Raw genomic sequence first — 8683 nt, forward strand, 5'->3', positions numbered from 1 at the left:
GTGAAGGGGGCGGGGGCGCGCGGTCAGCGGCCCCCGAGCGGGACGAACGTCGGATCGTGGAACGTCACCGTGCACCCGCCGCGCGCCGTGATCCCGAGCCGGACGCCGCCGCGGTCGACCGGCGGGCCGGACCCGCCGGCCAGGGCGGCGCGCAGCGGCCGGGCGCCCTCGACCTCGACGGTCAGCCGGTCCCCGCGCACCTCGACCGCGACGTCGCGGGCCCCGTCGCCGCCGTCCGGGCCGTCCAGCCGGGCCCGGCCGAGCGGCACCGGGGCGCGGTCGCCGACCTGCCGCCGCGCCACCACCGCCCCGTCGCCGACCACGACCTCGACGCGGCCGGGGCGCCCGGCGCCCGCGCCGTCCCGCACCGCGACGACCGCGCCGGAACGGGGGCCCAGGCCCGAGACCGACGCCGTCACCCGGTAGTCCCGCCACCGGCTCGTGTTCGGCCCGCCGACGCCCGTGCCGCCGAGCACGCACGCGCCGTACCGGTCGCCCGTGACCCGCAGGTCGGCGCCGTGCCGGACGCACGCCGCGCCGTCGCCGCGCCACGGCAGCGCCGCGAGCGCGTGCGGCGGCGGCGCGGGTACCGCGGCGCGGATCAGCTCCAGCAGCCCGGCGGCCGAGGTGGTGCGGCGGACGCCGATCCGGTCGACGCGGTACGGCGGCGTGTCCGCGCCGACCGCGTCCACGTGCCCGTCCGGGACGCCCTCGCCCGTGAACGCCGCGCGGAACCCGGCGTCCCGGAGCAGCCCGGGCAGCGCGGCGGCGGCGCGCCGGTCGTTGCCCGCCGCCTCCCCGAACGGGTACGAGAACGCGGCGGCCTCGCGGCCGAGCGTCCGGCGGAAGAAGTCCTGCGACCGCGCCAGGTCGGCGCGGACGCGCGCCCGCCACGCGTCCAGCGTCTCCGGGCGCCCGCCCGCGACGATCCGGTTCGGCAGCGGCGCGCCCACGTCGCCCGGGATCCGCACCCGGTCGTCCAGCGCGTGCGAGTGCGACCCGAACTCCCACCGGCCGGTCCCGGCGAGCGCTCGCACCTGCTTCGTCGACAGGTAGTACGACGGCGTGCCCGGTTCGACGATCCGCCCGGTCGCGAGGAACGCCGCCGCCGTGAACCCGTGCTCCGCGAGGACGGGGTCGGCGTTCGTCCAGTCGGTGAGGCGCCCGTCGTCGAACGTGAGCAGCAGCGCGCGCGGCGGCAGCCGGACGGGCCGGCCCCGCAGCAGGTCGAGGACGTCCCGCAGGCGCACGGTCTCGTACCCGGCGGCGTCCAGCGCGGCCATGTGCGCCCCGAACCGCTCCCGGGTGAGGGTGCTCTGCGCGCCGTCGCGGTCGTCGACGCCATGGTAGGTCAGCGCGACGACCGTCCCCGGGTGCGCGGGCAGCGCGGCGGCGGCCCGCGCGACCTCCGGGGCGAGCCGGACGGCCGCCGCCTCGGCCTGCCCGGGGTCGAACGGGCGGCTGATCGACACCCACGTCACCATCGCGAGGGCGAGGGAGCACAGGAACACGAACCCCGTGGCCGCGCGGAACCCCCGCGCCCGCCGGGGCGGCGGCCGCTCCCACGGCGCATCCTCCGCCGCGTCCGCCGGGCCGCCCGGTGCCCCGCCCGCCGGGTCAGGCATCGCCGCCGCCCGTCGCGCCGTAGACCCGCAGCGCCCGCGGGACCGCCGGGACGGCCGGTTCCGCGCCGCCGTCCCGCGTGCCCCAGCTGCCGTCCCGGATCCGCGCTATCGCCCACAGCAGCTGCGGGGAGAACGCGACGTAGAAGAACGTGCCGACGAACGCGTAGATCCACAGGCCGTCGTTCCGCAGCATCCGGTACAGCAGCGCGTACCCCATCGCCACCAGGTACAGGCCGAGGAAGTACACCATCGGGAACCGCCCGCCCGCCAGCGGCGCCAGCAGCCCGTACAGGACGACGAGCGGGCTGAGCATGCCCGCGATCGTCTGCACGGCGACCGACGGCAGCGCGCGGGTCCGGCTCCGCCAGATGTGCGCCAGCAGCAGCGGGCCCTCCCGGCTCCACGACTTCTTCCACCGCAGCTGCTGCCGGAAGAACTTGCGGTACCGGTCGGGCGCGTCCGTCCACGCCTCCGCGCGCGCGTCGTACCGGGTCGTCCAGCCCGCCTTCAGGACGCGGTTGGTCAGCGCCCGGTCGTCCCCGTACGTGCACTCGACGCCGAGGAAGCGCTGGTGCTCCCACGCGTCCAGCAGAGGCGCGATCGCCGCCCGCCGGTACGCCGCGAAGCAGCCGGAGCAGCAGGTCACCGCGCCCAGCACCGACTCGGCGCTCTTCAGGAGCTGGAACGACACGTAGTACCGGGCCGCCTGCATCCGCGTCAGGACGTTGCGCTCCGCGTTGCGGACGTACGTCAGCCCGGAGATCGCGCCGACCCGCGGGTCCGCGAAGCCCTGGACGAGCCGGCGCACCGACTCGGGCGCGGGCATCGAGTCGGAGTCGACGAACACCAGGATCTCCGCCGAGGTCGCGCGGATCCCCGCCGCCATCGCCGCCCGCTTGCCCCGGTTCTCGCCGAGGTCGACGCAGCGCACCCGCCCGTCCGGGTACCGGGCGGCGGCCCGCCGCATGTGCGTCCACGTGTCGTCGCTCGACCCGTCGTTGACGACGACGACCTCCAGCCCGTCCTCCGGGTACGCGAGGCCGAGGCACGAGTGGATCGTCCGGGCGACGGCCTCGCCCTCGTTGTAGGCGGGCACGACGATCGCGACGGACGGGGTGATGCCCGCGTCCTTCGGCGGCCGGTAGCACGCCGCGAGCGCGAACCGGCTCAGCACGTACCCGCTGACCAGCACCGTGTAGCCCGACAGCAGCAGGTCGCCGCGCAGGTACGCGAGCTTCACGCCCACGTGCCACGCGATCAGCGCGCAGATGGCCGCGACCAGCGCGAGCGCGCCCAGCGCGGTGAGCCTCCCGGTCCGCGGGCGGGCCGGGAGGCGGGGGCGGCGCCTCACAGGGCCACGCGCCGGGCCGCGCCGGTGAACCGGTACGTCGCGTCCAGGACGAGCTGGTCGTGCGGCAGCGCGGCGAGGTCGACGCCGGGCTGCGGGGTGTGCGCGATGACGAGGTCGGCGGGGCGCGGGGCGACCGACGCGAGCTTCGTCCCGCCGCCGGTGACCAGCTCCGGCACCCGCGGATCGTGGTACGCGACCTCGGCGCCCGCCGCGAGCAGCCCGTCGATGACCTCCAGGGCGGGCGACTCCCGCAGGTCCTCCACGCCCGGCTTGTACGCGACGCCCAGCACCAGGACGTCCGCGCCGGCCAGTCCCCGCCCGGCGTCCGACAGGACCTGCCGCGCCCGCTCCACGACCTGCCGGGGCCGCGTCGCGATCGCGGTCATCGCCGCCGCGACCACCGGCGGGTGCAGCCGGTCGGCGCGCAGCTGCCACAGCAGGTAGTGCGGGTCGCAGGGGATGCAGTGCCCGCCCGCGCCCGGCCCCGGGAAGAACGGCATGAACCCGTACGGCTTCGTCGCCGCCGCCTCGATGACCTCCATGACGTCGAGGCCGAGCACGCCCGCCGCGTCCGCGAACTCGTTGACGAGCGCGATGTTCACCGCGCGGAACGTGTTCTCCAGCAGCTTCGTCATCTCCGCCGCGTCCGCCGACGACACCCGGTGGATCCGCTCGGCGTACCGTCCGAGCACCGCCGCGGCCCGCTCCGCGCACCGGGGCGTCACCCCGCCGACGACGCGCGGGACGTCCTCGTGGGCGTGCCGGTCGTTGCCGGGGTCGATCCGCTCGGGGCTGAACGCGACGAACACGTCCGTCCCGACGCGCAGGCCCCGCGCGGCGAGCGGCGCGGCGAGCATGTCCCGCGTCGCCCCCGCGTACGTCGTCGACGTCAGGACGATCGTCTGCCCGGGGCGCGCGTGCGCGACGGCCGCCGTGCACGCCGCGCTGAGCGCCCCGAGGTCCGGCACGAGGTGCCGGTTCACCGGCGTCGGCACGCAGATGAGCACCGCGTCCGCCGCGGCCGCGGCGGCCGGGTCGGCGGTCACGGCCAGCGCGTCGCCCGCCGCGCGGAGCCGCTCGCGGTCGCCGCGCAGCAGGTCGACGCGTCCGCTGCGGATGTCCTCCAGGCGCCCGGTGTCCAGATCGACGCCGAGGACCCGCAGGCCCCGGGCGTGGAACGCGAGCGCGGTCGGCAGGCCGACATAGCCGAGCCCGATGACGGCGACGTCGTAGGTCGGGGCCTCGGTGGGCAGGGCGGCAGAGGGCATGTACGTGAGATCTCCCCGTGTGGTGCTCCGCGAGCACGGCAAGCCAATGGCAAAGGCGTAGTAAATGCTCTTTGGCCGCCGTTTGGCGGGGCACCGCACCGCGACGTATATCGCCTACGCCACTTGCCGGATGACGTGGCGAACGTCACTCACGATCATGCCCTTTGAGCTGTGCCGGAACGCCGGAACGCCGGGATCCGCCCCCAGGGGGGACGCATCCCGGCGCTCCGGCGCCGAGCGGTCAGAGCTCGGCGCCGTCGTCCTCGCCCGCGCCGGACGACTCGGCGGACGATACGGACGCCGTGGTCCGCTCCGCCTCCGCGTCCGCGGAGCGCGCCGTGGGCCACGCGTCGAGCTGGGTGCGACGAGGGTTCGCCAGAGGGCTGTCCATTTCTGCTTCTGTCCTCCCGTAGACGCTTCTCGGTGGCTCGGCCTACCGAAATAAGGAGATCTTCTCCGATGACCCACCCGGTTCGGCAAAATGGTCTAGACCGCGAACCGGTGGCGGACCATCCGCCCCCGTGGTAACGCGCCCATTCCATGATCAATTCCGTCCCGGGAAAACCGCTGGCCGCCCCGGCCCCGTCCTGGCACTCTCCCCCCATGGACGTCCCCGAACTGATCGCGCTGCAGCGGTCCGGCGCCCGCCTCAAGTTCCTCTTCTTCTGGCGGGAGCACGGCCCCGCCGGGTGCCTGAGCCAGTGGCACGCGTCGCCGTTCACCGTGGACGGCGTCCGGTACGCGACGGCCGAGCACTACATGATGGCCGAGAAGGCGCGCCTGTTCGGGGACGAACGCGCCGTGGCGGCGATCACGGACGCGCCGCACCCGGGGCGCGCCAAGGACCTCGGCCGCCGCGTCGCCGCGTTCGAGGAGGCCGTGTGGCGCGAGCACCGGCTCGGCATCGTCGTCCGCGGCAACCTCGCGAAGTTCGCGCAGCACGACGACCTGCGCGCCTACCTCCTCGGCACCCGCGACCGGATCCTGGCCGAGGCGAGCCCCCTCGACCGGATCTGGGGCATCGGCCTGACCGCCGGCGACCCCCGCGCCGAGCGCCCCGACGCCTGGCGCGGCGAGAACCTCCTCGGCCGGGCCCTCATGGCCGTCCGCGCCTCCCTGGCCTGACCCCGGGAACATACCCCCAGGGGTATACGTTGGAGCGGGTGAGAGGAAGGGGAGCCCGATGGAGATGGACGCGACGGTCCTGGCGGACGCCCTCACCCGGCTCAAGCGGGCCCACGGCCAGCTGGGCGGAGTGATCGCGATGGTGGAGAACGGGGAGGACTGCGAGAAGGTCCTGATCCAGCTCGCCGCCGTCTCCAAGGCGCTCGACCGCGCCGGCTTCAAGATCATCGCGACCGGCCTGGAGCAGTGCCAGGTGGCCCGCGAGCGCGGCGAGCAGCCGCCGATCACCCCGGAGCGGCTGGAGAAGCTCTTCCTGTCCCTGTCCTGACGAACGGCCCTCCCGAGTCCGGGCGGGCCCCGCTCTGGCACATACCCCCGGGGGTATTGTCCGTCGCGTATACCCCGGGGGGTATACGAAAGGAGTCACGATGATCCGCACCGAGGTGGTGGAGACCTCCTCCCTCGGCGACCGCAGCTACCTCGCCCACGACGGCCGGGTCGCCCTCGTCGTCGACCCGCAGCGCGACATCGACCGCGTCCTGGCGCTCGCCGGACGGCTCGGCGTCCGCATCACGCACGTCGCCGAGACCCACGTCCACAACGACTACGTCTCCGGCGGGCTCGCCCTCGCGCGCCTCACCGGCGCCGCGTACCTGGTCGCCGCCGCCGACGACGTCGCGTTCGACCGCACCCCGGTGGCCGGCGGCGACGAGATCGCCGTGTCCCCGGGCATGCGCGTCACCGCCGTCGCCACGCCCGGCCACACCTACCACCACCTGTCCTACGTCCTGTCCGGACCGGACGGCCCCGAGGGCGTCTTCACCGGCGGCTCCCTGCTGTTCGGCACCACCGGCCGCACCGACCTCCTCGGCGGGCGGCACGCGCACGACCTCGCCCACCGCCAGCACGCCTCCGCCCGCCGCCTCGCCGACCTCCTCCCGGACGGCGCGCACGTCTGGCCCACGCACGGCTTCGGCAGCTTCTGCTCCGCCGCCCAGTCGGACGCGCCCGCGTCCACCATCGGCCGCGAGCGGGACACGAACCCCGCGCTGCGCCTCGAAGCGGACGACTTCGTCACCGAGACCCTCGCCGGACTCGACGCCTACCCCGCCTACTACGCCCACATGGGCGCGCGGAACACCGCCGGCGCCGACCCGATCGACCTCACCCCCGCCGCCGCCGTCGACCCCGCCGAACTCCGCGCCCGCGTCGACGCCGGCGAATGGGTCGTCGACCTCCGCTCCCGCCGCGCGTTCGCGCACCGGCACCTCGCCGGCACCCTCAGCTTCGGCCTCGACGGCCCCATGGCGACCTGGCTCGGCTGGCTCGTCCCGTGGGGCGCGCCCGTCACCCTGCTCGGCGACGGGCCCGAGCAGATCGCCGAAGCCCAGCGGGAACTCGCGCGCATCGGCATCGACCGTCCGTCCGGCGCCGCCGCGGGCGACCCCCTGGACTGGGCGGGCGGCGACCCCGCCCGCACCACCGGCACCCCGGTCGCCGCGTTCGCCGACCTCGCCGCCGCCCGCGCGGGCCGCGCGCCCCGCGACCTGCCCGCCCCGGACGTCGTCCTGGACGTCCGGCTGACCGGCGAGTGGCGGGAGAGCCACATCGACGGCGCCGTGCACGTGCCGCTCCCCGAGCTGCCCGCGCGGCTGGACGACGTCCCGCCCGGGACGGTCTGGGTCCACTGCGGCTCCGGCTACCGCGCCGCGGCCGCCGCCGCGCTCCTCGAACGCGCCGGCCGCACGGTCGTCCACATCGACGACTCCTACGACCGCGCGACCGGCCTCGCCGCCTGACGAAAGGAAACCCCGTGAAGCACACCCTGGACGCCGCCGCGCTGCGGCACCTGCTCGACTCCCCGGACGCCCCCCGCGTCGTCGACGTCCGCACCCCGGCCGAGTTCGCGGGCCCGCGCGTGCCGGGTTCGCTGAACATCCCGCTCGACGTGCTCCGCGAGCACGCCGCCGAACTGCGCGGGCACCTCGGCGAGCGGACCGTCCTCGTCTGCCGCTCCGGCCCGCGCGCCGAGCAGGCCGCCGCGGCCCTCGCCGTCGACGGCGTCCGCGTCCTCTCCGGCGGCCTGACCGCCTGGCAGGCGGACGGCGCCCCCGTCGAAACCGGACGCCCCCGCTGGGACCTCGAACGCCAGGTGCGCCTGGTCGCCGGCTCGATCGTCCTGACGTCGGTCCTGGCCAGCACCGCCGCCCCCCGCGCCAAGTGGGTCGCCGCCGCCATCGGCGGCGGGCTGACGTTCGCCGCCCTCTCCGGCACCTGCGCGATGGGGACGGCCCTGTCGAAGCTCCCCTACAACCGCGGCCCCCGCACCACCATCGAGAACGTCCGAGCCGCGCTGCGCCGATGACCGCCCTCGTGCTCGGCGCGGCCATCGGCGTCCTGCTGGGCCTGCTGGGCGGCGGCGGCTCGATCCTCGCGGTGCCCGCCCTGGTCTACGGCGCGGGCCTGCCGCTGTCCGCCGCGATCCCCGCGTCGCTGCTCGTCGTCGGGATCTCCTCGGCGACCGCCGCGCTCCCGCGCCTGCGCGACGTCCGCTGGCGGATCGCCGCGGTCGTCGGCGGCGCGGGCGCCGCGGCGGCCGTCGGCGGCGCCGCCCTCGGCCGGCTGCTGCCCGACCAGGCGATCATGCTCGGCTTCGCGGCGCTGATGGTCGCCGCGGGGGCGCGCATGCTCGCGGGCGACGTCCCGTCGGGCGGGGCCTGCGCCCTGCCCGGCGGCGGCGTCGACTGGCGGGCGTGCCTGCCGAAGTCCGCCGCCGCCGGGGCGGCCGTCGGCGTCCTCACCGGCCTGTTCGGCGTCGGCGGCGGCTTCCTCGTCATCCCGGCCCTCGTCCTCGGCCTGGGCCTGCCGATGGCGGCGGCCGTCGGCACCTCGCTGGTGATCGTGGCCGTCAACGCCGCCGCCGGGTTCGCCGTCCACGCGGGCGACGCCGCCCTCGACGTCGGCGTCGTCGGCGGCTTCACCGGCGCGGCGATCGCCGGGTCGCTGGCCGCCGCCCGCCTCGCGCCCCGCATCGACGCCGCCCGGCTCCGCCGCTGGTTCGCGCTCTTCGTCTTCGCGGTGGCCGCCTTCGTGACCGTCCGGACGCTCCTGTTCCCGGCCGCCCTCGCGTCCTGACCGGCGCCTGCCCGCGCCTACCCGCGCGAGGACAGGTAGAGGCGGGCGGCGGAGGTGCCGAGGCCGGACGGGCGCAGGTCGCGGGCGTCGATCCTGCGTTCGTCGTAGCGGTCGGTCTCGCTGTGCCACTTGAGGATGCCGGCCATCCAGTCGCGGATCTCCTCGACGTACGCCGCGAG

At 76.2% G+C, this 8683-nt stretch carries 9 protein-coding genes; 5 read left to right on the forward strand and 4 right to left on the reverse strand.

The window, feature by feature from the left end:
• Window positions 1-23: 23 nt before the first annotated feature.
• The 4 genes from DMH08_RS07250 to DMH08_RS40005 all read right to left on the reverse strand — a co-directional run bounded on the left by DMH08_RS07250 (window position 24) and on the right by DMH08_RS40005 (window position 4635).
• Window positions 24-1625, reverse strand: coding sequence for a polysaccharide deacetylase family protein (locus DMH08_RS07250; RefSeq protein ID WP_125612524.1), 1602 nt, complete (start codon window positions 1623-1625; stop codon window positions 24-26).
• On the reverse strand, window positions 1618-2976 hold the full coding sequence (locus tag DMH08_RS07255; protein ID WP_199747656.1) for a glycosyltransferase: 1359 nt from the start codon (window positions 2974-2976) through the stop codon (window positions 1618-1620). Before DMH08_RS07255 ends, DMH08_RS07250 begins: the two co-directional genes overlap by 8 nt.
• Window positions 2973-4244 carry a nucleotide sugar dehydrogenase gene (locus tag DMH08_RS07260; RefSeq protein WP_125612526.1) on the reverse strand — a complete coding sequence of 424 codons (1272 nt, stop codon included), beginning with the start codon at window positions 4242-4244 and terminating at the stop codon, window positions 2973-2975. The genes DMH08_RS07255 and DMH08_RS07260 overlap by 4 nt, the downstream gene beginning before the upstream one ends.
• 241 nt (window positions 4245-4485) lie before the next feature.
• Window positions 4486-4635 (reverse strand): hypothetical protein, encoded by a 150-nt coding sequence (locus tag DMH08_RS40005; RefSeq protein ID WP_157432897.1) that lies wholly within the window; start codon window positions 4633-4635, stop codon window positions 4486-4488.
• A gap of 212 nt (window positions 4636-4847) precedes the next feature.
• Here DMH08_RS40005 and DMH08_RS07265 point away from each other — a divergent pair, with 212 nt between their 5' ends.
• The 5 genes from DMH08_RS07265 (at window position 4848) to DMH08_RS07285 (ending at window position 8504) form a co-directional block, all read left to right on the forward strand.
• Window positions 4848-5369: an NADAR family protein gene (locus DMH08_RS07265; RefSeq protein ID WP_199747657.1), complete on the forward strand. Its 522-nt coding sequence runs from the start codon at window positions 4848-4850 to the stop codon at window positions 5367-5369.
• A 58-nt stretch (window positions 5370-5427) separates the two neighbouring features.
• Window positions 5428-5697 carry a metal-sensitive transcriptional regulator gene (locus DMH08_RS07270; protein WP_026401008.1) on the forward strand — a complete coding sequence of 90 codons (270 nt, stop codon included), beginning with the start codon at window positions 5428-5430 and terminating at the stop codon, window positions 5695-5697.
• 100 nt (window positions 5698-5797) lie between these two features.
• On the forward strand, window positions 5798-7168 hold the full coding sequence (locus DMH08_RS07275; RefSeq protein WP_125612530.1) for an MBL fold metallo-hydrolase: 1371 nt from the start codon (window positions 5798-5800) through the stop codon (window positions 7166-7168).
• Between the two features lie 14 nt (window positions 7169-7182).
• Window positions 7183-7734 (forward strand): rhodanese-like domain-containing protein, encoded by a 552-nt coding sequence (locus DMH08_RS07280; RefSeq protein WP_199747658.1) that lies wholly within the window; start codon window positions 7183-7185, stop codon window positions 7732-7734.
• On the forward strand, window positions 7731-8504 hold the full coding sequence (locus DMH08_RS07285; RefSeq protein ID WP_125612531.1) for a sulfite exporter TauE/SafE family protein: 774 nt from the start codon (window positions 7731-7733) through the stop codon (window positions 8502-8504). Before DMH08_RS07280 ends, DMH08_RS07285 begins: the two co-directional genes overlap by 4 nt.
• Window positions 8505-8683 lie beyond the last annotated feature (179 nt).

It is taken from the genome of Actinomadura sp. WAC 06369 (genome assembly GCF_003947565.1).
Taxonomy (GTDB): Bacteria; Actinomycetota; Actinomycetes; order Streptosporangiales; family Streptosporangiaceae; genus Spirillospora; species Spirillospora rifamycini.